Source organism: Segatella copri (genome assembly GCF_009494835.1).
In the GTDB taxonomy this organism is placed as follows: domain Bacteria; phylum Bacteroidota; class Bacteroidia; order Bacteroidales; family Bacteroidaceae; genus Prevotella; species Prevotella copri_F.
Genome location: NZ_VZBE01000013.1, coordinates 52,639 through 78,740, shown reverse-complemented (window position 1 = coordinate 78,740; position 26,102 = coordinate 52,639). Strand labels below are relative to the sequence as shown.

At 46.9% G+C, this 26,102-nt stretch carries 24 protein-coding genes; 11 read left to right on the top strand and 13 right to left on the bottom strand.

Annotated features, from left to right (window positions below; genetic code table 11):
- Positions 1-73: 73 nt before the first annotated feature.
- From F7D47_RS02400 to F7D47_RS02370, 6 genes are all read left to right on the top strand, one after another.
- Positions 74-229: a hypothetical protein gene (locus F7D47_RS02400; RefSeq protein ID WP_153086341.1), complete on the top strand. Its 156-nt coding sequence runs from the start codon at positions 74-76 to the stop codon at positions 227-229.
- Positions 211-606, top strand: a complete 396-nt coding sequence (locus F7D47_RS02395) for a hypothetical protein (RefSeq protein WP_153079735.1) — start codon at positions 211-213, stop codon at positions 604-606. The genes F7D47_RS02400 and F7D47_RS02395 overlap by 19 nt, the downstream gene beginning before the upstream one ends.
- A 281-nt stretch (positions 607-887) precedes the next feature.
- Positions 888-3,695: a hypothetical protein gene (locus F7D47_RS02385; RefSeq protein ID WP_228113427.1), complete on the top strand. Its 2,808-nt coding sequence runs from the start codon at positions 888-890 to the stop codon at positions 3,693-3,695.
- Positions 3,696-3,709: 14 nt separating this feature from the next.
- Positions 3,710-4,270 (top strand): DUF5675 family protein, encoded by a 561-nt coding sequence (locus tag F7D47_RS02380; RefSeq protein ID WP_153086342.1) that lies wholly within the window; start codon positions 3,710-3,712, stop codon positions 4,268-4,270.
- Positions 4,271-4,422: 152 nt separating this feature from the next.
- Positions 4,423-5,394, top strand: coding sequence for a phage antirepressor (locus F7D47_RS02375; protein ID WP_228113428.1), 972 nt, complete (start codon positions 4,423-4,425; stop codon positions 5,392-5,394).
- Positions 5,395-5,673: 279 nt separating this feature from the next.
- Complete coding sequence (locus tag F7D47_RS02370) at positions 5,674-7,035, top strand: MATE family efflux transporter (protein WP_153086344.1); 1,362 nt, start codon at positions 5,674-5,676, stop codon at positions 7,033-7,035.
- Positions 7,036-7,104: 69 nt separating this feature from the next.
- On the opposite strand, the gene F7D47_RS14680 is transcribed toward F7D47_RS02370, so the two are convergent.
- From F7D47_RS14680 to nusB, 5 genes are all read right to left on the bottom strand, one after another.
- Complete coding sequence (locus tag F7D47_RS14680; protein ID WP_022121573.1) at positions 7,105-7,554, bottom strand: DUF5606 family protein; 450 nt, start codon at positions 7,552-7,554, stop codon at positions 7,105-7,107.
- A gap of 11 nt (positions 7,555-7,565) precedes the next feature.
- On the bottom strand, positions 7,566-8,138 hold the full coding sequence (gene coaE / locus F7D47_RS14675) for a dephospho-CoA kinase (protein WP_194252636.1): 573 nt from the start codon (positions 8,136-8,138) through the stop codon (positions 7,566-7,568).
- Positions 8,139-8,178: 40 nt separating this feature from the next.
- The gene (locus F7D47_RS02360) at positions 8,179-9,159 is read right to left on the bottom strand and encodes a CdaR family protein (protein ID WP_153086345.1); all 981 of its coding nucleotides are present in this window, start codon (positions 9,157-9,159) and stop codon (positions 8,179-8,181) included.
- Positions 9,152-9,466 carry a preprotein translocase subunit YajC gene (yajC, locus tag F7D47_RS02355; RefSeq protein ID WP_006847301.1) on the bottom strand — a complete coding sequence of 105 codons (315 nt, stop codon included), beginning with the start codon at positions 9,464-9,466 and terminating at the stop codon, positions 9,152-9,154. Before yajC ends, F7D47_RS02360 begins: the two co-directional genes overlap by 8 nt.
- 78 nt (positions 9,467-9,544) lie before the next feature.
- Positions 9,545-10,612 (bottom strand): transcription antitermination factor NusB, encoded by a 1,068-nt coding sequence (gene nusB / locus F7D47_RS02350; protein ID WP_119238045.1) that lies wholly within the window; start codon positions 10,610-10,612, stop codon positions 9,545-9,547.
- Positions 10,613-10,896: 284 nt separating this feature from the next.
- Between nusB and F7D47_RS02345 the strand changes: the two genes are divergently transcribed.
- From F7D47_RS02345 to F7D47_RS02335, 3 genes are read left to right on the top strand one after another with little or no spacing between them, the layout of a single operon-like run.
- Complete coding sequence (locus tag F7D47_RS02345; RefSeq protein ID WP_153086346.1) at positions 10,897-11,502, top strand: 50S ribosomal protein L25/general stress protein Ctc; 606 nt, start codon at positions 10,897-10,899, stop codon at positions 11,500-11,502.
- A 51-nt stretch (positions 11,503-11,553) separates the two neighbouring features.
- Positions 11,554-12,126: an aminoacyl-tRNA hydrolase gene (gene pth / locus F7D47_RS02340; RefSeq protein ID WP_006847297.1), complete on the top strand. Its 573-nt coding sequence runs from the start codon at positions 11,554-11,556 to the stop codon at positions 12,124-12,126.
- 55 nt (positions 12,127-12,181) lie between these two features.
- Entirely contained in the window at positions 12,182-12,604 is a 423-nt protein-coding gene (locus tag F7D47_RS02335; RefSeq protein WP_022121567.1) for an RNA-binding S4 domain-containing protein, read from the top strand.
- Positions 12,605-12,800: 196 nt separating this feature from the next.
- Here the strand turns inward: F7D47_RS02335 and F7D47_RS02330 are convergent, their stop codons facing one another.
- A complete protein-coding gene (locus tag F7D47_RS02330) occupies positions 12,801-12,998 on the bottom strand; it encodes a DUF6722 family protein (protein WP_153073975.1) in 198 nt (65 codons plus the stop codon).
- 264 nt (positions 12,999-13,262) lie between these two features.
- On the opposite strand from F7D47_RS02330, the gene F7D47_RS02325 reads away from it, so the two are divergent.
- Entirely contained in the window at positions 13,263-13,829 is a 567-nt protein-coding gene (locus tag F7D47_RS02325) for a porin family protein (protein WP_153086347.1), read from the top strand.
- A gap of 156 nt (positions 13,830-13,985) precedes the next feature.
- Here the strand turns inward: F7D47_RS02325 and F7D47_RS02320 are convergent, their stop codons facing one another.
- Entirely contained in the window at positions 13,986-16,922 is a 2,937-nt protein-coding gene (locus F7D47_RS02320; protein WP_153086348.1) for a TonB-dependent receptor, read from the bottom strand.
- A gap of 217 nt (positions 16,923-17,139) precedes the next feature.
- Here F7D47_RS02320 and aroB point away from each other — a divergent pair, with 217 nt between their 5' ends.
- Positions 17,140-18,186 (top strand): 3-dehydroquinate synthase, encoded by a 1,047-nt coding sequence (gene aroB / locus F7D47_RS02315; protein WP_153086349.1) that lies wholly within the window; start codon positions 17,140-17,142, stop codon positions 18,184-18,186.
- 33 nt (positions 18,187-18,219) lie between these two features.
- On the opposite strand, the gene F7D47_RS02310 is transcribed toward aroB, so the two are convergent.
- The 6 genes from F7D47_RS02310 to F7D47_RS02285 form a co-directional block, all read right to left on the bottom strand.
- Positions 18,220-19,203, bottom strand: coding sequence for an AMP-binding protein (locus tag F7D47_RS02310; RefSeq protein WP_153086350.1), 984 nt, complete (start codon positions 19,201-19,203; stop codon positions 18,220-18,222).
- The gene (locus tag F7D47_RS02305) at positions 19,200-20,276 is read right to left on the bottom strand and encodes an o-succinylbenzoate synthase (protein WP_228113429.1); all 1,077 of its coding nucleotides are present in this window, start codon (positions 20,274-20,276) and stop codon (positions 19,200-19,202) included. Before F7D47_RS02305 ends, F7D47_RS02310 begins: the two co-directional genes overlap by 4 nt.
- A gap of 51 nt (positions 20,277-20,327) precedes the next feature.
- Positions 20,328-21,857 carry a carbon-nitrogen hydrolase family protein gene (locus tag F7D47_RS02300; protein ID WP_118155096.1) on the bottom strand — a complete coding sequence of 510 codons (1,530 nt, stop codon included), beginning with the start codon at positions 21,855-21,857 and terminating at the stop codon, positions 20,328-20,330.
- A gap of 150 nt (positions 21,858-22,007) precedes the next feature.
- Positions 22,008-23,750 (bottom strand): phosphoethanolamine transferase, encoded by a 1,743-nt coding sequence (locus F7D47_RS02295; RefSeq protein WP_153086351.1) that lies wholly within the window; start codon positions 23,748-23,750, stop codon positions 22,008-22,010.
- Positions 23,751-23,808: 58 nt separating this feature from the next.
- Positions 23,809-24,984 (bottom strand): BamA/TamA family outer membrane protein, encoded by a 1,176-nt coding sequence (locus F7D47_RS02290; RefSeq protein ID WP_153086352.1) that lies wholly within the window; start codon positions 24,982-24,984, stop codon positions 23,809-23,811.
- Between the two features lie 18 nt (positions 24,985-25,002).
- Positions 25,003-25,956, bottom strand: coding sequence for a PCMD domain-containing protein (locus tag F7D47_RS02285; protein ID WP_417166331.1), 954 nt, complete (start codon positions 25,954-25,956; stop codon positions 25,003-25,005).
- Positions 25,957-26,102 lie beyond the last annotated feature (146 nt).

Genomic DNA, 26,102 nt, shown 5'->3' with positions numbered 1-26,102 from the left:
ACGTTAGCGCAAACACACGTCCTCTGCTAAAATGAGGCGGAAACAGTTAATCAACCTAAAGACACAAAAGAAGATGAAACTTTTTTTTTATAGGAAATTTATTCGCTTCGTAATAAAGCACTTCACCATCGTTATCAACAATACCATACAGGTGAATGGTGGACAATATATCGAACACATGAACAACTATCAGGGAAAGGAGGATGAGAAATGTCTGGACAAAGAATGATCATCATGAACGCTGGTAGCTCGTACTTCGAGCATGTGGAAAACTACTATGGCAGCAATGCCTGTGAGCAAAACTCATGCAGAAATGCTGAGATGCCGGCTGAGCTGAAAACGGAAAGGGCTCAGAGGATAAAGAACAACCTGATAGAGATAGGCTTGGTAACCGAAAATTTCATGCCTTCAGGACTGTCATCATCCGAAGCTGCCATCCTTGCCAACCAGATAGGTACAGAGTTGAAAATCGATAATATATGGAGCGTATTCGGCAATTATTGGGGGCCTAATCCGAACTCGATGAGAGCCGCCTACAACCGAGGAATGGATCAGAAGAAAACGATTCCCTTCCTCGAAAAAGTGATGCCTGCTATCAGAGGTTAATCTGGCAGGTAGTACTAGTACGCGTACATAGTACGTACTAGGTAGAAGTGAGAAATTTGCCTTACCTTTGCCCCCGGAATTCAGAACCAATGCGGTCTGAGTTTCGGGGGCTTTTGTGTATCTGCACATCAACCATGGTGGGAGCCCCCAATCTTCTAAATTATTTAAAATGATGGAAGTGAAAGCGTATGAGTTCAGTCCTCCTCCTTACAGACGGCTGAGAGTGGTGAAAACGGAAGAGGGGATTACCCCACAAACCAATCTTTTATTAACGAAATAACATGACAGAAACACAACATGTAATTGCACTGAACCCTTATCGCAAGGGCAATAAGGGGAAGGTGTTTTCCAACAGTATGGCGGTGTATGACAAGGTGATTGCATCGCCGGAAATCAGGAAGATGATTCAGCAGATCAGGGGCGAGCTGCCTATCCCGAAGGTGAATGCCAACGATGCAGAGGCGGTGAAGAAGGCGCAGGACAGGCTGAAGAGCGAACTGCCTTTCTTCTGTCCCCACTACGGCATTTTCAAGAACAATGTGCGCAGACAGGAGAATGCCCAGCCCGAGAGCTTCATGTTCCAGACTATCATCGACGTGGATGACAGGGAGTATGTAGACAAGGCTATCGAGAAGGCAAGGGAGCTGAACTGCTCTGACAGCATCTGGAACGGCTCGCTGCTGCACCTCTGCTACAGTGCCCGGAAGAAGCTGCACATCGGTATCAGACTGCCGGTGGGAATGACCATCGAGGAGACGCAGAAGGCGTATTGCGAGGCGCTGGGGGTGCCGTATGACGAGAGCTGCATCACACCCGAAAGAATGATTTATCTTACGGATAAGGACTCGGAAATCTACAGGTCGAAGATGTGGTGCGCCGTGCTGAGCGAGAAGGAGATTCTGATGCGAAGGCAGGCGTATCTGGACCGCGGACTGACGGTTGACGGCAAGGGCAAAGGGAATCTCCCACAGATTTCACAGATGACACAGATACATTCTGGGGCAGTTCCTGGTGCAGGAAAATCCGTGGGACCAGTAAAATCTGTGAAATCTGTGTTATCTGTGGGACCTAAAGACGATGCATCTGCGGGGACAGGGAATCTCCCACAGATTTCACAGATGACACAGATACATTCTGGGGAGGTTCCTGATGCAGGAAAATCTGTGAAATCTGTGTCATCTGTGGGACAAAATATAAATCATAAATTTCAAAATAAAGACGATGTTCAAGACAATCGATTTCAGGGCAATGACGGCAATCCTGCTGTTTCTGCTGGCTCTGCTGTTCAGCCTGCCCAACCTGGTAATAGCCATGGTGCTGATGCTCCTCATATCGGGGATTCTGGAGGCAATCAGGATGCTGGCGGATTGGGAGCCAGGGAGAAGAACCTGATTGCGTTTGACCTCTTTACGCAGGCTGCCGGACTCGGGGGTATGGAGATTGATACCGTGGGGTCGAGACACTCTTCGCTGCTGGCTATCATGAGCGTCGGTGCTTCGAGGGTGATGGAGGAAGAGGAACTGATGAAGGTGGTGAGAGTGAAAATGCCGAGCTACTATCAGGAGAACGATTGCCATCAGCTGATTCACGACTTCTATGCGAAATATGCTGACAATACGAAGCCGATGTCGAGGGAAGTGATGAGAGTGAATGCACTGGCAGAGCAGAAGGCCAGCCAGCAAGTTAACAGTTTACAGTTGAAAGTTAATAGGGCAGATGGTAATCATGCTGTTCAAGGTTCGAATCTCAAAGTTCAAAATACCGGGGAGGATTATCCTGACCCGCCGGAGATGCCGAAGAAACTGCCGAAGCTGGTGGAGCTGCTGATATCGAGGACGCCGGAAATTTATAAGCCGGCTGTGGCGCACGCCATCTTCCCGCCGCTGGCTACGCATCTCTGGAAGACGAGGTTCCGGTATATTGACAACGTGGAGCACGAGGCGAGACTGATGACGCTGCTGCTTGCGGGTACCGGAGCGGGTAAGAGCAGCGTGAACAGGCCTATCGATTTCATTATGGAGGATATCAGGCTGAGGGATGCTGAAAACCTGAAGCGCGAGAAGGCGTGGAAGGATGAGATGCTGCGCAAGGGTGCCAACAAGGATAAGCGCAAGAGACCTGAAAACCTGATTATCCAGGAGATTGATGCGGATATGACGAACCCGGCTTTCGTGATGAGAACGGCTGAAGCGCAGGAACATTTCCTCTATACTTCGCTCAATGAGCTAGACCAGTTTGATGCACTCAAGGGTAGCGGAAGCCAGCAGTTCCGTATCATGTGTCTGGCAGCTGACCCGGGTAATAAATACGGACAAACTCGTGTGGGAACGATGAGTGTTACGGAGCGTGTCACCATCCGGTTCAACTGGAATGCATCTACCACCATCCAGAAGGGTCAGCGTTACTTCTCTAAGGTTCTTACCGATGGTCCTATCAGCCGTATCAACTTCTGCACCATCCCCGAAAGGGAAATCGGCGAAGATATGCCTGTTTACGGAACTTATGATGAATCGTACCGTGAGGCGCTACGGCCTTACATCGAAAATCTGAACAAAGTAACGGGCCTGATTGAGTGTAAGGAGGCGTTTCAGCTTGCTCTCAAACTGAAGGATGAGAATGCAGAGTTTGCCCGGTTGTCGCAGGACAGAACGTTTGAGAATCTCTCGTTCCGTGCCAACGTCATCGCTTACCTGAAGGCGTGTGTGCTGTATGTAGCCAATGGTTGCAAGTGGGAGCCGGAGATTGATGAGTTTATCCGCTGGAGCGAGCAGTATGACCTGTACTGCAAGATGCGGTTCTTCGGCGACATGATTGCGAAGGAGAACTTTATGGCGGAGAAGAGTTCGAAGCGTGGGCCTCAGAATCTTTTACAGATACTGCCCGATAGCTTTACGGCTGCGCAGTTGCTTGCCATCCGGCTGGAGCATGGACTGGATGCGAAGGGTACCGATATGATGATCAGGCAGTGGCTGCACCGGAATTACATCAGGCGGGCGTATCAGTATACGGGCAAGCGTGACAGTTGTGACAGTTGTGACAGTTTTGAGAAGCTTAAGTACCGCCACGACGGTATGGTTATTGAATCTTAAATTTATTTTTACTTATGCAGATAGTTTTAAAACGTATAGCGAAGAAGAAGACCTACACGATAGGTCGCCTTTACATCCTGAAGGATGAGGATGTGAAGAAGCGCACGATTGAGAGTGTGAACAAGTGCAGGGGGCTGAAGACGGTGTGCGAGGTGCCCCAGGAGAAGCTGAATGCGGACTCGTATTTCTGTGATACGCTGGAGCCGTGCTGGCGCAACCTTCTGGGTGTGGAGCTAAGTCCTGCCGAGGAGAATGTGCGGTTGGGGCGTGTATCGGGCAAGAAGGCGCAGAAGATGAAGGGCACGACGGCGATACCTGAGGGGACTTATCCGCTGGTGATCAGCAAGTCGCCGAGGTTTCAGATGTGGTTGCCGCTGCTGTTGGGTGTCCCTAATTTTGAGGGCATCCGCATTCATGCCGGCAATTATCCCGATGATACGCAGGGCTGCATCCTGGTGGGTGAGAACCGTGTAAAAGGCATGGTTGTGAACTCCCGCATCTGGCTCCACCGCCTCATCAATGCCATTACCGCTGCGAGAGACAGGGAGGAGAGCATTTGGGGAACGATTTTGTAATGTTGAATGTTGAGTGTTGAATGTTGAATTAGGCTAGCGCCCTTGAGTCCGTTAGGCAAAAAATCAACATTCAACATTCAACACTCAACACTAATAATTCAACATTCAACACTCAACATTCAATTTAACATTTTTATATCATGAAAAAAAATATGAAAACAAAAAAAGAAGAAATGAAGAATGAAAAGACAGCGGGTAATGCTGTTGTGTTTGAAAACCCTGAATTCGGTAAGATTCGCACCTTGACCGATGAAGATGGAGAACCCTTGTTCTGCGCGAAGGACATCTGTGATGTACTGGGATACAAAAGAGCAAGATGCGCTGTGTATCAGCTAGTTAACCCGCATGATGCTGTAAAACACAGCATAAGGGTAACGACTGGTATCAAGAAGGATGGAAGTGAGGCAAAGCGCTGGTGCCAGCTTCTTTTCGTCAACGAGAGCGGATTCTATGCTTTGGTGCTCGGGTCCAAGCTTCCAACGGCGGTGAAGTTCAAAAACTGGGTTACTTCCGAGGTGCTGCCACAGATTCGCAAGACGGGCGGTTATATTCCGGTAAAGCAGGGCGAGAGTGATGAGGAGACGATTCGGCATGCTGAAGAGATTCTCAGAGCTACACTCAAGGAGAAGGAGAATCTGCTGAAAAACCAGCAGGTGCAGATTGATCAGCAGAAGAAACTCATCGGAGAACAGGATACGGAGATTCGTCGGCTGAACGGTGTGGTAGACGAACAGGTGGTTTGCATCGCCAAGAACGGTGAGAACATCATCCAGTTGGAGAATCAGGTGGATCATCTTCTGCCGAAGGCGCTCTACACCGACAATGTGCTCAACTCTGTTTCCTGCTATACCACCACGCAGATAGCGAAGGAGCTGGGTATCACGGCACAGGAGTTGAACCGCCAGCTCTGTGCCCTTCATATCCAGTACTACCAGAGCGGCCAGTATCTGCTCTATGCTGATTATGCCCACATGGGCCTGGCGAAGAGCCGCACCCGCTACTCTACCCACCCCGACCCTCACTGCGATGGGGCACAGGAGAAGCTGGGCACCGCCTATACCCACACCTACCTCGTATGGACAGAAAGAGGAAGGAAGTTCATACATTTAAAGGTAAAAGGGTAAAAAGGTAAAAAGAGCCTAGCGGGGGTAAGCTAGCTAGGGCTCTTTTTACCTTTTTTAGGGGGACCAGCGATGGAATCGCTGGGGACGGGGACAGGAAGGGGGAAAGCCTCTTCCTGCCCCTTTCTGCCTATTCCTGCCCCGTTGCGCCCCGTTCCCAGCGATTCCATCGCTGGTCCTCTAAAAAAAAGGGGAGAAAAATTTGGTAATTAGTGAATAAAGCCGTAACTTTGCATGCTCTTAAGCAGAATAAAGGAAATAGATTAGTAATTAAAAGCAAATATGAATAATCATACGACATCAATAACGACAAACAAGAAACATCACTACCGGGAACTGCTGGCTATAGGCATTCCTATCATCATAGGACAGCTGGGTACCATCATCCTGGGATTTGCTGATACGCTGATGATTGGCCATCACAGTACACCCGAACTGGCGGCTGCCGGACTGGTGAACAATATCTTCGGTCTCGTTTTCGTATCCTATATGGGATTCACCTACGGACTCACTCCTATCATCGGACGGCTCTACGGCGAGGAACGGACCGACTGCATCGGACAGAAAGTGCGCAATGCCTTCTGTGCCAACATGCTGACGGGCTTCATCTTCACCCTCGCCCTCGTTGTGCTCTACCTGAATCTGGGGCGCATCGGACAGCCTGAAGAGCTGCTCTCGCTCATCCGCCCTTACTTTCTGGTAAACCTCGCCTCGGTGCTCTTCATGGGCATCTTCTTCACGATGAAGCAATTTCTTGACGGACTCGGACAGACCAAGGTGGCGATGTGGGCGATGATTGGCGGCAACGTAATCAATATCCTGGGCAACTGGGTACTGATTTACGGTGTGGCGGGCTTCCCGGAACTGGGTTTGCTGGGAGCCGGTATTTCGACGCTGGTGAGCCGTATTCTGATGGCGCTGGCAATGGTGGGCATGCTGATGACGGGCAAGAAATTCGGGGAATACAGACGCGATATTCTGCACAGTTCTCTGACCAAGGCTGACTTCAGGGAGATGAACCGGTTGGGCTGGCCTGTGGCGCTGCAGCTGGGCATGGAGTCGGCTGCCTTCACGCTGAGTTGTGTGATGGTGGGCTGGCTGGGAACCATTCCGCTGGCGGCTCATCAGGTGATGATTACCCTCTCGCAGCTCTTCTATCTCGTGCTTTCGGGCATAGCGGCAGCGCTGGCTATCCGCGTGAGCCATTTTATGGGACAGAAGGACTACGGGGCAGTTCGCCGCAATGCCTACGACGGGTTCCGGCTGAACCTGCTGTTCTCGCTGTGCATGGGTTTGCCGGTGTTCCTGCTTCGCCATCAGATAGGTGGCTGGTTTAATGATAATGTGGAGGTGCAGGCGTATGTGGCTACGCTGATTATCCTGTTGATGGTATATCAGTTTGGCGACGGACTGCAGTATACCTTTGCCAATGCGCTGCGTGGCATCGCCTGTGTAAAGCCGATGGTGCTTTATGCCTTCATCGCCTATTTCGTCATCTCCTTGCCGCTGGGCTACACCCTGGGTTTCCCTTGTGGCTTGGGCATTCTGGGCATCTGGTTAGCCTTCCCGTTCGGTCTGACCATAGCGGGAGAAATGTATCGAAGAAGATTTGAGAAGGAATTGAAAAAGATTGAAAAGGAATAAAAAAAGGGTGTATCATACTCTATTTCTAGAAATATGAACACCCTTAATATAAACTAACTGCAATTTCCTTTACTCAGCAACCTGCTCAGCACGATCATCTACGTTCTCACCCTCAGTAGGAGCGAGAGTAGCCTTGAAATCGGTGATGCCGTACTTAGCAAGAATATTGTACCACTGGAGGAGCTTCTTGATATCGCTGTCGTGAACACGGTCGCGATCGTAGTTAGGAAGAACCTCAGCAAAATAAGCGTGGAGCTCAGCAACAGGCGCCTTCTTGTAGTTGAAAGTGCTAGGCTTGCCCTCTTCCTTCTTGCTTACGCTGTCGAGCACTTCCCAGAGTGGCACCTCATCAGCGTCTGTATACATAGCGATGTCACCAAGGCTTGTTACGCGGTCGGTAGCGAAAGCTGGGATACGCTTGTGAGTCTCATCGAGTGTTTCTACGATGAGGTTTCTGTTACCTCTTGATACCAATTTATAAAGGCCTGGTTTGCCTGCAATTGAAAGGATTGTTTCCATTGTCTTTTCTATTATTCTTTATTATTAATGATATCTAATAATTTCCTTACCTGTGCATCGATATCCTGCTCGCCATCGTTCACGATTTCGAAATCGGAGCGGGCTGCAAGTTCTTCCTGCGGCATGACGGCATCTATCCACTGCTGCGCCTTCTCTGCCGGGATATGGTCGCGCTGCATGATGCGCTGGATGCGGACCGGAACGGGAGCCGTTACGCAGACCACGAAATCGAGGTGGATACGGCGGTAGAAACCGCTATCGAAGAGGATAGCACTCTCCATCCACTCATAGTTGCTCTGCTCGAAATCGCGCGCCACAGCCGGATGAACCACATCGTTGACAGCCTGCTTGTTAGCCTCGCCAGCCAGCAGAAACTGAGCCAGCACGGGCTTCTGCAAAACGCCCTCTGCACTGTAAACCTGCTCGCCTACCAGCTTCTTCAAACCAGCCTGCAAGCGGGCATCGGTACGCATGAGCCGCTTAGCCTCTGCATCGCAGTCGTAAACCCGGATGCCCTGTTTCTCCAATATCCGGCACACATAGCTCTTTCCGCTACCTATACCGCCCGTTATCGCTATCTTCATCACGATGAATTATAAATTGTAAATTATAAATTATTAATCATCATTGCTGTTCCAGCAGATAATCTACCGTTTCCAGTTCGAGATGCGCCTTGCTCACCGAGCGCGGCACGCTGCGCAACTGGAGTCTGCACTTGTCAGAAGGGTTGTTAGCCAGATCGTTATAATCTACTACCACCTTAAACTGGCTCGGCTTGATGGTTCTGAAGAGGCTGGCTCCGATGGTGAATTTTACCGCCACTTTGGATGGAAAGGTACGGAGCACCATGTTATCAGGCATGTTGATGGCCGTAACAGGCACATCGACCGACTCTTCGGTAAGCACATCAGGATATACCGCCAGACGCACCATCTGAGGCACAATCTTCATGCCACGTATCTTCTTGATAGGTACGCTGCGATGAATGGTATCCTGCAGGTTGCGCATGTTGAACGGCTCGATTTCTACTGATTCCAACTGGTCGAGCTGCTTCTTGTTGGCATAAACCGTAACCGTAGACGGCAGGAATTCGGTATGTGCCAGATAATAGCTCTTGCTGGTTGTAATCTTACCTCTGAACACCACAGGCACCCGCTTGGAAGAGCCGTAGGTGAAGAAGAAATCGTATTTTGCCGGCTTGATGGAGATCAGTTTGGTAGAGCCATAGAGCTGGGATGCCACCTGTTTCTGCACATCGGCCATCGGAATCTGTCCTGTTCCCGTTTCCTCGTCGGCATAATTGGCAAAACGGAATGTGAGCGGATGAATCTTGCCTCCGTAAGCATAGGTAACGAGTGTGAATCCCTTATCGCGCACCGTAATATGCACGGTATCAGGGAGTTCGCCGGTTATCACCGCATTGCGGGGCACGCCGGTTAACTGCACAGGAATATTGAATTCTCTCTCGGTAGTCTCATTGAGCGTCATCATCAGCCAGAAGATGCCGCTGAGAGCGAGAAAGAACAAAAAAATCAGAAACTCCTTATTCAGACCACTGAACAGGAAGTTTCTGACAGCTTTTAATATGCTCTTGATACTATGCATTAGGTGTCTGACTAGCTGCATCAGCAAACACGTAGCCCTTAGCTACAGTGATTACCACGCCACGAGCTATCTCAACATCAACGGTATTAGCCTCGAGGTCAACACGCTTAACAGTGCCATAAACACCGCCGCCTGTAACCACCTTAGTACCCTCTGCCAAAGCATTCTGGAACTTGCGGATTTCCTTCTGCTTCTTCTGCTGAGGACGGATCATAAAGAACCACATGATAGCGAAGATAGCTACCATCATGATGAGAAAACTCATGCTGCTACCACCGGCAGCTGCTTGCAATACTAAATTTGTCATGTCGTTAAAGTATTATCTATTATTATTTTATGTTCTATATATAAATAAGGTGTGGCCAGCAAGAAAGGCCTCCGTTATTTACTCACCCTCGCCCGGAGCGCGATGAATGCGCGGACGACGGCCGGCTGGGTGCTGGTTGTCTGGGCGCTGTTTGCCGGCATGTTCGCCGTGCTGTGCATGCTGATGCTGCTTACGCTCAGGCATCTCCTTCTGGATGAGGTTGCGGCTGATGAGCTCGCGGCAGATGCTGTCGAGCATACCGTTAACATAACCGCCGCTGCGAGGAGTGCTGTATGCCTTGGCAAGTTCTACATACTCGTTGATAGTGACGGTAGCCGGGATGCCAGGGAAGTTCATCACCTCAGCGATGGCAATCTGCATGATAATCACATCCATATAGGCAAGACGTGAGAAATCCCAGTTGCGCAAAGCCTCGCTCATATAGCGCTGGTAGGTATCGCAGTTGAGGATGGTAGCACGGAAGAGCTTGCGTGCAAACTCTCTGTCTTCAGCATCCTTATATTCCGGCAGCAATTCCTGCTTAGCCTTAGCTTCCGGGTCGAAACGCTTGATAGTCTTCAATACGAAAGTATCTATGATATCCTTGTCATCATTCCAGTAGAGGCTCTTCTCCTCGAGGAATGCATCAAGCTCTTCATTATTCTGAATGAACTGCTTGTAGATGCGGCGCCATACCTCGCGGTCGCGGCTGTACTCGTCGAGATCGGCAAGTTCCTCATCAATAGCACCGCTGATATAATCAGCATAGAGATCGCTAGACGTAATCGCAGTATACACTTTGCGCACCATTTCAATATCCTCATCCCAGTTGGAATGCTTAACATCTATCCATTCGAGCAGCATCTTGTTCTCTTCGAGCTGCAGAGCGAACTTATTGAATGCGAAACGTGGTGAAGGTTCCTGCTCACCCTCTCTCTTGGCACGAGCTACATCTACATCGTAGCGCTTGCGTGCCTCCTGGGTGATGGCAACGATGAGCTGCAACATGTAGTTGTACAAATCGTATGACTTGGAGAGACTAAACATCAGCTCCTTCTCAGCGTTCTCCATGTTATGATCGCTGTTTTGATAGTATGCGTAGGTTAACTGCACAATCTTACGTCTTATCAAATCCCTATTAATCATTCTCTAATGTTTTTAAAAGATTCATTTATTAAATTACCTAATACGCTTGCAAAAATACACATTAAATAGGTAATAGACAAGAAAACGGGCAAAAATTTCAGTTTATTTAAGCAAAAAATTGTATTTTCAATATTTTTTCTGCATATAAAACATGTTTTTCGGCAAAAAGTTTGCTCATTCCAAATAATTTTCGTAATTTTGCACCCGCTTTAAGCAAAGCTAATCCGTGTGATGGCGAGTTAAGGCACATTTTTTATTAATAACTTAATTTAGAGTAACACAAAATGAAAGAGATTAATGTAACAGGTCAGAAGCGTACAGACCTTGGCAAGAAAGCTTCTAAGACATTGCGTAAGGAAGGTTTGATTCCATGTAACCTTTATGGTGAGAAGAAGGGCGAGAACGGTGCTCCTGAGGCTTTGTCATTCGCAGTTCCATTCGCTGAGTTGCGTAAAATCATCTACACTCCTCATGTATACGTTATCAACCTCATCATCGACGGTGAGAGCCATACAGCTATCATGAAGGAGATCCAGTTCCACCCAACAACAGACGCTCCTCTGCACGTTGACTTCTACGAGGTTAACGACCAGAAGCCTATCACTATCGGTATTCCAGTTAAGTTGACAGGTCTTGCACAGGGTGTACGTGATGGTGGTCGTATGAACCTCTCTATCCGTAAGATCAACGTTACAGCTCCTTACCAGGTTATCCCTGAGCACCTCGATATCGACGTTACAGAGTTGAAGATCGGTAAGAGCATCAAGGTAGGTGACCTCTCATTCGAGGGTCTCGAGTTGGCTACAAGCAAGGCTGTTGTAGTTTGCTCTATCAAGATGACACGTAACGCTCAGCTCGCAGCTCAGGCTACTGAGGAAGAAGAGGCTTAATCACTGAGTCATCTAGAGATTTTACGAACCTGAGTAAAGCATTATCAAACATTGGATAAATATTTGATTTGTGGGCTTGGTAACCCTGGCGATGAATACGCCGGCACCAGGCACAACACAGGATTTATGGTATTGGACGCTTTTGCTAAAGCGTCCAATATTCATTTTGAGGATAAGCGATATGGCTTCGTAGCCGAGACTACACTCAAGGGAAGAAAGATTTTCCTGCTCAAACCTACCACATTCATGAACCTCAGCGGTAATGCGGTAAGATATTGGCTAAATCAGGAAAAGATTGACCAGAGCCGACTGCTCGTTATCAGCGATGAGCTAGCCCTGCCTCTGGGTGCTTTCCGACTGAAGGCGAACGGCAGCAACGGCGGCCATAACGGATTGGGACATATCCAGCAGCTTATCGGTCAGAACTATGCCCGCCTGCGCATGGGCATCGGCAACGATTATCCACGTGGCGGCCAGATAGACTGGGTGCTGGGCAAATATACTGAGGAAGACATGAAGCAGCTGCAGCCAGCCATCGACCTGGGTGTAGAGATCATCAAGAGCTTCGTATTGGCTGGTATCGACATCACCATGAACCAATACAATAAGCTAGGAAAGAAGTAATTATAGTGATTAATTATTAATGATTAGTGATTAATCTCCATAAGCATTAGAAATCATGAAAGAATCAGCAAGAATAGACAAGTGGCTCTGGGCTGCCCGCATTTACAAGACTCGCAGCATTGCTGCCGATGCCTGTAAGAATGGCCGCGTCATGGTGGGAGGCGTAACGAGAAAGCCTTCCTTCATCATCAAGCGTGGCGATGTGGTGAGCGTAAAGAAAGCCCCTATCACCTACTCTTTCGAGGTTCTCGACTGCATAGAGCAGCGCGTAGGCGCCAAGATGCTGTATGGTGTCTATAAAAACGTAACCGACCCTAAGCAATACGAGCTCCTGGAGATGAGCCGCATCAGCGGATTCGTAGATAGAGCAAGAGGCACTGGTCGCCCTACAAAGAAAGAACGCCGCGCCCTGGACGCCTTCGTAGATCCCGCTATGTTTGGATTTGACGAAGAAGACTGGGACGAAGATGAAGAATAAAATAAAACTCCCCCTACACTTGAAAGAGTATAGGGGGAGTTTTATTGTCTAGTCATAATTATTTTCCTTTAAGCCGAAAGGCTTTTTTCTTTCTTTTGTTTCTTTGTATCATAGATACCTATTCCTAATCCTACCAAACAAAGTAAGAAAAGGGTACCTAATATAAGCCAAGTATTAAGTTCATGAGCATCCATATTTATTTTCCTTTCTTTTTATTATTATTACTTGATTTCTTAACCAGCCACAATCCGATGCCAAGCATTCCTAACATCAAAACTATAGAGGCTATAATAGTTGTTGCGGAATTCATATCCCCTAGGAAAGTCGCAAGCAAGAGCGCCGTCAGTATATATTTGGCAACGTCCATTAACCATTTTCCAAATTCTAATCCCATACGCTATTCATTTTATTTTGCAAAGATACAACATTTTAAGATACGATGCAAGAAAATTGGGATAATTATTGCTAAAAATATACGAAATAGAAACTTATATGTGATATTTTGCTGCTTATTTTAAAATAATGCTTAAAATATTTGGAGCGAATAGAGAAAAAACATACCTTTGCACCTAGTAAAAATGATGGAATCAGCATACACACTGATAACTAATCATGCTCTAATGAGCATTATAAACTATTAATTTAAATATTAGAGATTATGAAAAAATTATTCGTTATGGCAGCTATGGTGCTGTCTTCAGTAGGTGCTTTCGCACAGCAGGCTGCAGGTACAACAACTATTCAGCCTAAGGTAGGTTTGAACGTTTCTACAATTGGTGACGGCGATTGGAAAGCAGGTTTCGCTGCCGGTGCTGAATTGCAGTATCAGGCAACAGATAATTTAGGTGTTGCTGTAGGTGCCCTCTATTCTGTACAGGGCTTCAAGGGCAAGGATATTGAAATCGATACTCCAATCGGAGGCGCAACTATCAAGAATGACGATAAGTGGAATCCAGGCTACATCAATGTGCCTATCACATTGAACTACTACCCAGTAGCTGGCCTTGCTCTCAAGGCAGGTTTGCAGCCAGGTTTCTTGGTAAATAAGGACGATAGGGACGATGCTAAGACATTCGACCTTTCTATCCCAGTCGGTCTTTCTTACGAGTACCAGAACATCGTATTCGATGCTCGTTACAACATCGGTGTAACTAAGATTGCAGATAACGTTGATCACTACAACAACGTAATCCAGATTACTGTAGGTTACAAGTTCGCTCTCTAATCGAAAACTCTTGATAAGACAAAATAACAATCCCCGTTCTTCATTGCGAAGAGCGGGGATTTCTTTTTTCTCGTCATATCTGTTTGAAATAAGCCTCACGTAAACATTGAGTGAGGCTTACTATCGTTTAAAATGAAGCTTACTTCATTTTCTTTTCTAGAACATTCTGCCGCCTGGACGACCACCGCCAAAACCGCCATTGAATGGACGGCCATGGAAGTTTGGACGGCCACCAGGACCTTCAGGTCCACCCCTACGGGCATCCTTGCCTCCGAAGAGATTCAGGCGGTAAATCACGTGCAGCATCGCATAGCTGTTGATGGCATTATACTCCGTATCCGTGCGGGATGTAGCAGAAATGGCACGAGAGAAGGTGCTCTGCTGGCGGAGAATATCGTAGAACTGCAGCATGATGGTAAGAGGCTTGCCCTTCAGGAAACCCTGAGAGAGCTGCGCATTCCATACAAACTCATCCGTATTCATGCTGCTGTCGCTATAACCGCGGCGGCTGCTGATAGAGAGGCTTGAGTTCAAGCTGGTGCCCCAAGGCGCTGTAAGCGTCATGCTAGGACCATAAGAGAACTGCCAGGTATTGAGGTTGCTGTTTGGCTGCAACTTGTTTGTAGCATGATTATAATTCAATGTTCCATCGAGCGAAAGCTCCAGCCAATTGTTGCGATAGCTGAAAGAGAGGCGCTCTCTCCAAGTAGTACTGCGGGTGGTATTCTTCTGGGAATCAGACTGCTTGTCGAGACTCAGATAGCTCACGTAGTTGTTGTAACCCAAGTAGGTGTCGGTATTCAAGTTCCATACACCGGCACTATCGATAGAGCAGTTGAACATAAAGGCTCCCATCACATTCCAGTTGCCATTGATATTCTCAGGTCGGGTGATTCTTCCACCAGTCTTCTCATCGTAGGTCACCTTATTGCTGATGCTATTGTTGGTGGTTGAGAAGTTGATGAAGGTCATGACACCCTTGTTATGGTTCTGCACGAAATTGTTGTAGAACAATCGGAAGTTCTGAGTGAACGATGGCTTCAATCCAGGGTTACCCTTCGAGATGTTCAGCGGGTCGCTGTTATCTGTGATGTCAAGCAACTGAGAGATGCTTGGCTGAGAGGTGGAACCTCGGTAATTCACGCGCAGGTTGCTCATCTTTGAGAAGCGATAACGGAAATCGAGGGTTGGACTGATATTCGTCACGTTGCGAACGGTATCTACATGTACTCCCTGATATTCCTGGATATACTTCGACTGTTGTGGCTGAATCATCACACCGAAGTTCAAGTTATACTTCTGACGGACGAATCGCATCATCACCTGGATATCGTGATTGTAGTTGCGATACTCAGAGAAACGGCTCAATTCATCATTTCTGTAATTACCAAGCTGACCGGCAAACGGATTCAGGTAGCTATCCCAACCACGATATTCATGATTGCCATTCATCGCATACTTACTGAAATCGTAGGTGCTGCGGTCGCTCTTGGAGTAGCTGTAAGTAAACTTATAGCTGAACTGCAGGAAGGTAGCCTTCCAGAGTGGCTCACTATAGGTCAACTGGCCCGCATAACTGTAATTCTTCGAAGGAGTCAGGTTATAGCGGTTGGTCTGATAAGTAGAATCCTTACCCTCCGCTGTCTGTACGAGATAGAGCTTGGCATTGTTGAGCGAGATGCTCTTGCTGTCATTATCCGTATATTTGGCATCCATACGCAAGGTGATGTTGCGTCCCTTGTTGCCCAACTTGCGGTTGATCTGCAGCATACCCCTGATATTGTTATTATCAGAATAGGTGATTCCGTTAGTCAACTGACTGTTCACCATAGCCTCAGCCTTGTCCAACTCCTCAATACCTTCCTTAGAAAGAGGGTCTTTGGTGGTAATGGTATAAGGATCCTTGTTGTAAGAAGCCGACTGGCTGCCACTCAATCCATCGCTGGTACTCCAGGAGATGGAAGGACGGAAGAGGATATTGGTCATGGAATCAGGCATCCACTCCAATCGGATGTTACCATTCCAGCTGTTGCTGCGGGAGAAATTCTGAGTCAAGCTGTTGCTGAACGAAGAGCTGCTACCCATGAAGTTCTCGCTGGAACGACGGCTCCAAATATCGCCATCGCTGTGATTCCAGCGAAGTGAAGTATTGAACTTGAATTTATCTTTCAGCTCGTAATTGTAGTTGGCAGCAATCATCTTGCTGGCATTCAAACCGTTAGCACCGCCGAAGCCTCTACCGGGGCCACCGCCTCCGAAACCACGGTCGCTGGTGTTATTGGCATTGGCAAAGAGCATGAAGCGGTTGTTATCATTGAAATAACCTCCCATGCCACGCATGTTATAGCGGCTCTTGTTGCCCACACCCAGGTCGATATTGGAAATCAAACCCTTGTTCATACCCTTCTTCACACCGAAGTCGAGCACGGTCTGCTCCTCGCCATCATCAATACCGGTCACCTTAGAGAGATCACTTTTCTCATCGTATGCCTTGATTTTCTCGATGATGCTGGTAGGCAGGTTCTTCAGGGCAGTCTTGGTATCGCCCGTCATAAACTCCTTGCCGTCTACGAGAATCTTCTTTACTTCCTTACCATTAATCTTGATGGTACCGTCATCGCTCACCTCTGCACCCGGCAGACGCTTTACGAGTTCCTCTACTACCGAGCCTTCCGGTGTGCGATAGGCTGAAGAATTGTACACGAAAGTATCCTCCTTCAGAGTTACCTTCTGAGCCATGGCTGTTACCACTGCACCTTTCAGCATGATAGCCTCAGCACCCAGCACAATCTTCCCCATAGCCAGATCCTTGTTATCAGAAATTTGGATACGCTTCACGGTAGCCTTGTATCCTACGCTCGAAATCTTGAGCAGATACTTGCCATTAGCCGGAGCGGTGACATGAAAGAGTCCATGCTCATTACTGATGGCACCAGCCACATACGTGCTGTCGCTCTTAAGCAATTGAACAGTTACCTGCTCAATGGCCTCCTTGGTATCGCGGTCGGTAATCTGACCGGATATCAGTCGCTGTTGAGCAAAGGATGCCATTGCCATCAACAGCAGCAGCATCGTTAGAATCGATTTTTTCATTCCTATTTTTAATTTGTTATTATTTCTATCAATTATTGTTTTCACACATAATCGCTATGATATTTTATTATCATTTTTGTTACTCGATTGTTTTGACGCGTTAAATACGCCAAGGTTTAATGCATTATGAGATAAAAAACGCAAATTTAGCTACTTTTTTTTTGTATTGTCTCCATTTTAATGTATCTTTGCACAAAAATTAATACGTTAGAATGTTATGGAACAAAGAGTAATCATATCAACCCAACTGGAAAGCGAACTGGTAAGTGCACTTTCCGAGTGTGAGCACGACAAGCTTTTTGTGCTTACTGATACTACTACATTGGAACTATGCATGCCTGTACTGCAGAAGTTTTACTGCATGAAGGAAGCCCATATCATCACTATTCCGGCTACCGACAGCCATAAAGACATCGAAAGTCTGATGATGGTATGGAAAGGCCTGCAGGAGGGAGGAGCTTCACGCCACTCCTGTATGATTAATCTGGGCGGCGGTATGGTAACCGACCTGGGTGGCTTTGCTGCCAGCACTTTTAAAAGAGGTATCAACTTTATCAATATTCCTACCACCCTGCTGGCTATGGTAGACGCATCGGTAGGTGGAAAGACCGGCATCAACTTCGGCGGACTGAAGAACGAAGTAGGTGTGTTCAACGATTCTAAGTTCGTTATTCTCGATACAGAATTCTTAAAGACGCTCGATACAGAAAACATCTGTTCGGGCTATGCAGAGATGCTGAAACACGGTCTGATTTCTACAGAAGCAATGTGGGAAGAACTGGTCAGTTTCGACCTCGACAAGCCTGATTTGAAGCAGCTGCAGCGCATGGTGGGCGACAGCGTGAAGGTAAAGGAGCGCATTGTAGAACAGGATCCGCACGAGCAGGGCATCCGCAAGGCGCTGAACCTGGGCCATACTTTCGGACATGCATTCGAGAGTTGGGCATTGAAGCGCAAGCCTATCCTGCATGGTTATGCTGTGGCATTCGGTCTGATTCCAGAACTCTATCTGAGCGTTGCCAAGACCGGATTCCCTACAGAGAAGATGCGCCAGACCGTAAACTTCATCAAGGAATTCTATGGTACACTGAATATTACCTGCGATGACTATGATGAACTGATAGAACTGATGCACCATGACAAGAAGAACCAGAATGGCATCATCAACTTCACGATGCTGGGCGGCATAGGCGATATCCGTATCAACCAGACTGCTACGACAGAAGAAATCAAGGAAGCACTCGACTTCTTCAGAGAAGGATAATTCAGCTAAAGAATCTTTCTTCAGAGAATCCCTTTAAAGAAGGATAGCACGCTTCGGCTTTCCGGTTTCGGTAAGCGGAAGATGCTCTACATGAAGGAATTCCCTTGGAATCCAATATTTATGATCAGATAAGAGGCGGCGAACAGTCGCCTCTATTTTTTCTATCTCCTCATCTTCCGTCAGGAGGACTGCAATCTCTCCAAACTTCCCGTCTTTCTTCTTGGCTATCATGAAAGGTTTTTCGAGATAAGGCTTCAACAGAGCCTCAACCTCTTCTATCTGAATCTTGATGCCTCCGCTGCAAATCACATTGTCTTTTCTGCCTTTGATGCGAAAACGGAGTTTTCCCACCTTATTATATATATAGGATTCTATTTCCACAATATCGTTCGTTACCAGGGGCTCTGCACAGACCTGCGGAGCATCTATCACCAGACATTCTTCATCGGTCTGACTGATTCTGACACTATCGAAAGGCTGGTACCATTCGCTAGCCTCAGCACCGTTAATTCTTCTCAGGGCAATATGCGAGAGCGTTTCGGTCATTCCGTAGGTACTCCAGATGGCAATATCGCCGGGAAGAGCCTTCAGTTTCTGTTCGAGAGCCTCATCTATGGCTCCGCCACCGATAATAAGATGCCTGACGCGGCAGAGACGAGCCCGCTCTTCAGGAACCTGCAGGGTGTTATAAACCTGCATCGGGACCATCGCTGCGAAGGTAATCTCTTCATTTACATCTTTCAAAGGATGCCCACTTGGGGATACAGAAATAAGATGGAGATGGCGCTCTATACTCCGCACCACCACCATCTTACCTGCAATATAATCGAGCGACATACAGAGCAGGGCACTGTCTCCAGGTTTCAATCCCAGGAAATCACAGGTGATGCGGGCCGAGTTGAGCATTCGCTTCTTCTCTACCATCATCGGTTTGGGTTTGCCTGTAGAACCACTGGTATGCACAAGCACCCGGTCGCTACCGTTATTCCATTCTGAAAGGAATTCTTCTAAAGTCATTTTACTACAAACAGTTTTTCACCACGAATCTCCAAAGGCATCGGTATATTATCAGTAAAGAGCTGTCCGGTGCCCAAGCCTTGCGGCATTCGCACAGCCGGTCCATATACTTTAGCTGCATAATGAGCAATAGCATTCAGACCGATATTACTCTCAAGAGCAGAAGTAATCCAGCTGCCGATACCACGCTGGTTTGCCAGTTCTATCCACTCGTTGCATCCATAGATGCCACCATGAAGTGAAGGCTTCAAGATGATATATTGTGGACGAATGGTATCGAGCAAAGCCTGCTTCATACTCCGGACATTCACACCAATCAGCTCCTCGTCTAGGGCGATAGGAAGCGGTGTTTCGCGACAGAGTTGGACCATCTTAGGCCACTGATGCTGCTTGATAGGCTGCTCTATCGAATGAATGTCATATTTAGCCAAAGCCTCCAGCTGGCTCATTGCATTCTCCGGCAAAAAGCCACCATTGGCATCTACACGCAACTCAACCTGCTCCTTGGTATACACATCACGGATGCGCTTGATGAGATCGAGTTCCTTGAAGAAATCGATGGCACCAATCTTCAGTTTCACGCAATGGAAACCCGCCTGGAGTTTCTCCTCCAGTCGTGCCAGCATCTCCTCATAGGTTCCCATCCATACCAATCCGTTGATGGTAATACCTTCTTCTCCTCTTCCGAAAGGAGAGTCGAAGAGATTGACAAGATTCTCCATTCCAGCTGGAACAGAGACACTTACTCCCTGCTTCTTCGCTGCATCGAAGAACGAAGCAAAGGCTGTTTCTAATCCGAAGGTGATACTAGGATAGGCACGAATCATATCGTAAGGGATGCGTCCCATCTGTTCCACCATCTGACAAACCTGTCGCAGGGTCATCTCATATTCCGGTTTGGCATCGCAACTGAGATCAGGGAGCGTAGCACACTCTCCCACTCCCTCTACTCCCGGCATTTCATCAGAGGTGAGAGTGAGATAATAACTGTGTCTCGTGGTATATACGCCACGAGACGTGCCTGCCGGCTGCTTGAAGTGGAGCGTGCGCTCCGAGATTTCTATCTTATACACTTTTATTGAATGTTGAGTGTTGAATGTTGAGTGTTGAGTTTTCTTCCTCACTTACTTTTTCTGCTTCAATTCATACAAATCTTTGCGGCGATCGCGAAGATTTCTTACAGCACCGTAGGTATGAAGCTCATTCAAGAGATTCAGGTCAACATCCGATACGAGAATCATCTCGGTATTAGGTGTTGCCTCTGAACGCTTGCCATCATTAGGGAAGGCAAAGTCGCAAGGGGTGAACACGGCGCTCTGGGCATACTGGATATCCATGTTGTGAACACGTGGCAAGTTGCCTACACTACCCGCAATGGCTACATAGCACTCGTTCTCGATGGCACGCGCCTGAGCACAGACTCTTACTCGGGAGTAAGCATTCTGGGTATCGGTCATGAATGGAACGAAGAGAATCTGCATGCCATCCTCAGCCATTAATCTTGACAACTCAGGGAACTCCACATCATAGCAGATGACGATACCAATCTTACCGCAATCGGTATCGAAGGTCTGGATATGGCTACCACCACTCAATCCCCAGCACTTCTGCTCATCTGGGGTAACATGAATCTTCTCATACATATCCACGCTACCATCTCTGCGGCAGAGGAAGCCCACATTATAGAGGGAATCGTCCTTAAGATAAGGCATACTACCCGTGATGATATTGATGTTGTAACTGATAGCCAACTCGCGGAAACGGTCACGGATTTCTTCGGTATACTGCGCCATCTTTCGGATGCTCTGCGCCTCACCCAAGTCGTTGAAACGAGCCATCAAAGGCGCATTGAAATACTCAGGGAAGAGGATAAAATCGCTCTTGTAATCACTCACAGAATCAACGAAGAACTCTACCTGTTCGAAGAGGTCATCCACCGAAGCATATGGGCGCATCTGCCACTGTACCAATCCGATTCTTACGGTTGGCTTGCGGTCTACATAAGAATCCGTAGGTGGCTGATAATAGATATTATCCCACTGCAAGAGGGTGGCGCAGTGTTCGCTCTCCTCATCGCTAGGAAGATAGTTGCGGATTACGCGGCGCACGTGGAAATCATTGGAAAGCTGGAAGGTAAGAACCGGGTCATAGATTTCACGGTTTCTTACATGCTCGATATACTCCTTAGGGCGCATCTTATCGGCATACTTGTGATAGTTTGGTATACGACCACCAAACATGATAGCCTTCAAGTTGAGCTTCTCGCAGAGTTCCTTGCGATACTCATACATACGGCGAGCCAGGCGCAAACCACGATAATCAGGGTGGATAAATACCTCGATGCCGTAAAGAATGTTTCCCTTAGGATCGTGGGTATTGAAGGTTTCATTACCCGTAACCTGAGCATAGGTATGATCACCCTTCACCATATTATAATTGACGATGATAGAGAGCGCACAGCCCACAATCTTATCATCAACGATAATAACCACCTGACCCTCAGGGAAGATAGTAATGAGTTTCTTAATCTGTTCTTTTGTCCAGAATACATCTGAGTCTGCGTAAATACGCCTAAATGACTTGGCAAGCTGATCATAATCCTCCATACGGAGGTTGCGCATGCCTACCTTTTCGATTTTTCGAGTTGGTTCCATAACAACTGTATTTTTATTATTATCTAAATCCGGGTGCAAAGATACAGCAAATTATAGATACGACAAAGAGTTTTCGCAAATAATTGACATTTACGAAAACTCTTTTCATGTATTTTACACAAAGAGCGCGTTTACGCTTAAAATCAGATGCTAATATTTGGCATTTTCCTGTGGAATCGCTTTATCATGATCATCCAGATAAAACAACTTCACAGGATGATACTTCTCACTTGCCACAGAATATTCATCCTGGCGATAACGGGTCAGGATGCCTCCTATCCCCAACATCGTATGAAAAGCCGAAAGACTCGTCTGTACCTGTTGGGTACGATGACCAGACAAAGTTTTCAGTATTCCCGGATATTGTTTTCCATAACCATCTGATGTCCAGATGATGAAAGGAACATGCAGCTCATAATCAGATGCCTTCGGGGCGGCGTGCAGAAAGAGGCGACGGTCATCATCAAAGATATTCTCTCCATGGTCGCTGGTATAGAGCATCGCCGATGTAGGTTGGCTATATACCCCATCCGTCCTTGCCTGAGTCTTCTCCCATTTCTGCAGACGTTCTACGATACCATGCAGGATATAATCGGTATACCGGATGGTATTATCGTATGCATTCAGCAGGTCACGCCGGTTCTCCGGCTTCGCTTCGCTCTTACTGTCAGGTTTAAAGAAAGCGAAATTACGGGGATAGCGCTCCTGGTAATTAAAGTGAGAACCATAAGTATGAAGTACCACGAAGAGTTTCCGATAACGGTATTGCTTGGATGAAGAAGCATCTGCCGCAGGCAATATCCCATCCAACTTCTGCAACAAATCACTATCATAATGATTATCTTTTGCAGAAGCACCTTCCTTCAGGAAGTAATGTTCATCAGCCTGTTCGCCAAGGAAATCAATAAAAGAATGATTAGGCAGCTGATTGCTGATAAATACGGTATGAAATCCCGCCTCCCTGAAAGCAGCCAGGATACCTTTCTCATGAAAGAGACGTTCGAAATCCTCTGCTGATGCAGCCGACAGGAGCATAGGAACACTCTTATGCGTAGTATTACTCTGGGTTGTAGCATCGGGAAAAGCTATGATTCCAGGAGTCTTGGAAAGCAAAGGATTGGTATCGCGCGGATAGCCATAGAGACTGAAATTGTGGGCTCTCGCCGTCTCTCCCACCACCATCACATACACCTCGGGAGCCTCAGCATCGTGCTCGCTCCTGGCATCAAACCTGAAATTCCTGCTTGCCTCCCTGTAATTCTCTGAAGCCGCATCACGCTCGAAAGCAAGATAGAGATTATAGCAAACGTTAACAGGATAAAGCTGATTGCGCAAGCGATAATCATCTACAGCCACATAGCAAGCCAGCAGACAGAATAAACCGACAGCAGCTATCTCCAAAGCCCAACGACGCACTCGATGCTGGAGTTGAACCACTATCATCCCTTTCTTGCTGATATTGATAATAGCCAGAACCAGCAAAGGAAGATAAACCACAAAAACACCCACCACAGCAGGCAACAGATTACCAAGCAGTTCCTTCACCTCGCCAGGATTGGTAGTTACAAGATTCAGAAACATATCTACCGCTATCACTCCCGTCCCGAAGAGATAAAGCAATACCAGTTGGAAGGCAGCGAAAAAAACAAAAAGAAAAGCCCACCAGATCATCTTACCCGGGCATCTGGTTAACGAAAAGAACCACATGTAGAGTGCCAAAGGCAGCAACACATTGGCACCACAAGCCCAAGGAGCCAGACATTCGGTATAGCACAGAGCTATATTAGGCAACAACAATGCTACCACAGCATACCCGTAAAGGAATGCGCCCGATGACACCTTATTATATATAGGTAACACCACCTTATTATATATATCCGTAAAACTGTTCATTCTACTTTTTCATTAACACTTTAAAGAGCATTATCAAACTACATAAAGAGCATTATTACTAAAACGCTTCATTGATATTGAAGAGAAAACCAGACTGCCCCGACTTACCGAATCCATAATCCAGACGTACATTCACATTCTTCTTAAATTCCCAGCGATAACCAACACCGGCATTCGGCAAAATCTGTTTAGAGCGCAATGCCGAGAATTTCGGGAAGATGGTTCCTGCTCCAACCCACACTACGATGCCATTACGCTTCCATACATGTTGGCGCAACTCAACCGTAGCTTCCAGAGAATGTTTATCGCGATAACGGCCTTCATAATAGCCACGCATGGAATGAGTACCCCCCAATTCAGCCATCATTCCCCACGAAGGATTACCAAAGTTGAGGTTAGCCCCAATGTCCTCGGCAAGAACCGTTCCCTTACCCAGTCGCTGATAGGCATCAAAACGAAATGCCGTCGTACTGAAAGCATAATCATTTCCCATAAATCCTGGTCTGAACATCTGATTGATATTCAGACAGATACCACGATGTGGATTCGTAAGATTATCTCTGTTATCATATACCAGAGAAACACCAGCTCCTACATTCCAAGTATGCTGATCCATGCCTTGCAGTAATTCCGGACGCTCAATATGTTTACCTATTACATAGTCATAACTCGCCATCGGTCCGATATAGAAATTATCTGCTACACGAAACAGGAAGCTAACTTCAGCCTGAGCCTGCCAACGCTTCATGTCACTCTTATTGGCATCGTTATCGCCCATCTCATAGCCTATTCCCCAAAAATCAGAGGGAAAAGAATAGAAATAAAGGTGATAATCGATGCGATATCTTCCTTTAGGAGCAATATGGTTACCACGGACACCCAACATATAGAAACCTACAGAACTGACATCACCATAAAGCGAGACATTAGAAGGAGGAAGAATACTGTCATTCGGATCAGTACGGTATAGTCCTGCTGCCACCAATCCCAATCCAAACTTGGTATCAGAGGCATAATGAGGGCCACCTATCACACTAAAATCGAAACGCTTATGCTTCTTGTTTTTGTTGGAATCATTAAAGTAGTCAAGAATCCGGTTCACCCATGATTTCCCGGCATGTAAAGTCGTCGTATCCACCTTCTCTGCAGATGAGATACTATCGGTTACAGAAGGCTCAGAGGCATAGCTGCCCAATGCCAACATCATAATAAGTATTGTCAGAATATGCTTCATTTTGTCGATTTTATTATTTTAATACACCAATGCTACATTATCAATCCACAACGTATTGCCTGGAGTTCCGATATAGGCTCCACCATCGGATGAGGAGAACTGAAGAATCAGATGAGTAGGTGTTTCGTTAGCACTCGCCCATCCTACTTCTTTTACCGGCACACTCTTACCCTTGCTGTTACGGGCATAGTCAGTGGATCGCAGTCCCATAGTAGCAGCCTGATAACCTGCCATGTGGCGGATATCGCCATAATGGATTGTATAGGTAGCATCTTCCACCCATCTATCGGTACTCTTTCCGAATCTGACTACCATCGTACCCACACGTTTAGCTGTTATATTTCCCTTAGCATCTTCATGCCGTTTCTGCAGATAGAGCACAGCTATAGCATGATCTCGACCTGCAACCGTAGAGGCTCCGCTAAATCCATTCTGCTTGATACGATTGGCTGCATGAGGGAGAGATGTCTTATAATCAAAGCGCAAAGCCTTAGGACGTGCGGTGAATGGTATACCCCAGTTGATGGCTTTAGGACCATCCTTGGTACTTGTTATCGGTTCACGAACATTACCCAGAAAGAGAGAACCGGCAGCCAAGACCTTGATATTGATGAGTCCCAGCACTTTTACTTTCTCAATATGGGTTACCAGTTTGGCACAATATCCACTACCATGTTTATCACGAAACACAGAGTTATTCGTCTTATAGATGCCCGATACATGTGCCAGGACATTAGAGGAACCCCAAGGCGAACCACCCTTATTGGTATAAGGAATATTACCATTGATAGTCATATTAGGCCCAACGGCATAAACTGTTTTCTGATTTCCTCCGATAATGCCTGATTCTTTGATATTCCTGATTACCCAGTGGTCCATATTACCATATTTAAAAGGAACCACCTTTTCCTGTCCCTTAACGGGAAGGCACGACAGGGTAGCAACCGCCATGACGATGCCTGATAACATTATTTTCTTCATATCTGTTTCTTTTATATATCATTAAGGTTGCAAAGATAGAAAAATATTTTCTAGTTTTCAGTTTTCTTCGACATAAAGCATAAAAAATTAAGAAATAATAATATATTTACTGCATTTTAATTGCCATAAAACAAAAA

Bases quoted from the DNA above. Each gene is read 5' to 3' on its own strand.
- F7D47_RS02320 (WP_153086348.1), bottom strand. From the start codon at position 16,922: ATGAAAAAATCGATTCTAACGATGCTGCTGCTGTTGATGGCAATGGCA.
- F7D47_RS02400 (WP_153086341.1), top strand. From the start codon at position 74: ATGAAACTTTTTTTTTATAGGAAATTTATTCGCTTCGTAATAAAGCAC.
- aroB (WP_153086349.1), top strand. From the start codon at position 17,140: ATGGAACAAAGAGTAATCATATCAACCCAACTGGAAAGCGAACTGGTA.
- F7D47_RS02395 (WP_153079735.1), top strand. From the start codon at position 211: ATGTCTGGACAAAGAATGATCATCATGAACGCTGGTAGCTCGTACTTC.
- F7D47_RS02360 (WP_153086345.1), bottom strand. From the start codon at position 9,159: ATGCATAGTATCAAGAGCATATTAAAAGCTGTCAGAAACTTCCTGTTC.
- F7D47_RS02310 (WP_153086350.1), bottom strand. From the start codon at position 19,203: ATGACTTTAGAAGAATTCCTTTCAGAATGGAATAACGGTAGCGACCGG.
- F7D47_RS02295 (WP_153086351.1), bottom strand. From the start codon at position 23,750: ATGAACAGTTTTACGGATATATATAATAAGGTGGTGTTACCTATATAT.
- F7D47_RS02300 (WP_118155096.1), bottom strand. From the start codon at position 21,857: ATGGAACCAACTCGAAAAATCGAAAAGGTAGGCATGCGCAACCTCCGT.
- F7D47_RS02290 (WP_153086352.1), bottom strand. From the start codon at position 24,984: ATGAAGCATATTCTGACAATACTTATTATGATGTTGGCATTGGGCAGC.
- F7D47_RS02335 (WP_022121567.1), top strand. From the start codon at position 12,182: ATGAAAGAATCAGCAAGAATAGACAAGTGGCTCTGGGCTGCCCGCATT.
- F7D47_RS02380 (WP_153086342.1), top strand. From the start codon at position 3,710: ATGCAGATAGTTTTAAAACGTATAGCGAAGAAGAAGACCTACACGATA.
- F7D47_RS02370 (WP_153086344.1), top strand. From the start codon at position 5,674: ATGAATAATCATACGACATCAATAACGACAAACAAGAAACATCACTAC.
- coaE (WP_194252636.1), bottom strand. From the start codon at position 8,138: ATGAAGATAGCGATAACGGGCGGTATAGGTAGCGGAAAGAGCTATGTG.
- F7D47_RS02330 (WP_153073975.1), bottom strand. From the start codon at position 12,998: ATGGGATTAGAATTTGGAAAATGGTTAATGGACGTTGCCAAATATATA.
- yajC (WP_006847301.1), bottom strand. From the start codon at position 9,466: ATGACAAATTTAGTATTGCAAGCAGCTGCCGGTGGTAGCAGCATGAGT.
- F7D47_RS02345 (WP_153086346.1), top strand. From the start codon at position 10,897: ATGAAAGAGATTAATGTAACAGGTCAGAAGCGTACAGACCTTGGCAAG.
- F7D47_RS14680 (WP_022121573.1), bottom strand. From the start codon at position 7,554: ATGGAAACAATCCTTTCAATTGCAGGCAAACCAGGCCTTTATAAATTG.
- nusB (WP_119238045.1), bottom strand. From the start codon at position 10,612: ATGATTAATAGGGATTTGATAAGACGTAAGATTGTGCAGTTAACCTAC.
- F7D47_RS02385 (WP_228113427.1), top strand. From the start codon at position 888: ATGACAGAAACACAACATGTAATTGCACTGAACCCTTATCGCAAGGGC.
- F7D47_RS02325 (WP_153086347.1), top strand. From the start codon at position 13,263: ATGAAAAAATTATTCGTTATGGCAGCTATGGTGCTGTCTTCAGTAGGT.
- F7D47_RS02375 (WP_228113428.1), top strand. From the start codon at position 4,423: ATGAAAACAAAAAAAGAAGAAATGAAGAATGAAAAGACAGCGGGTAAT.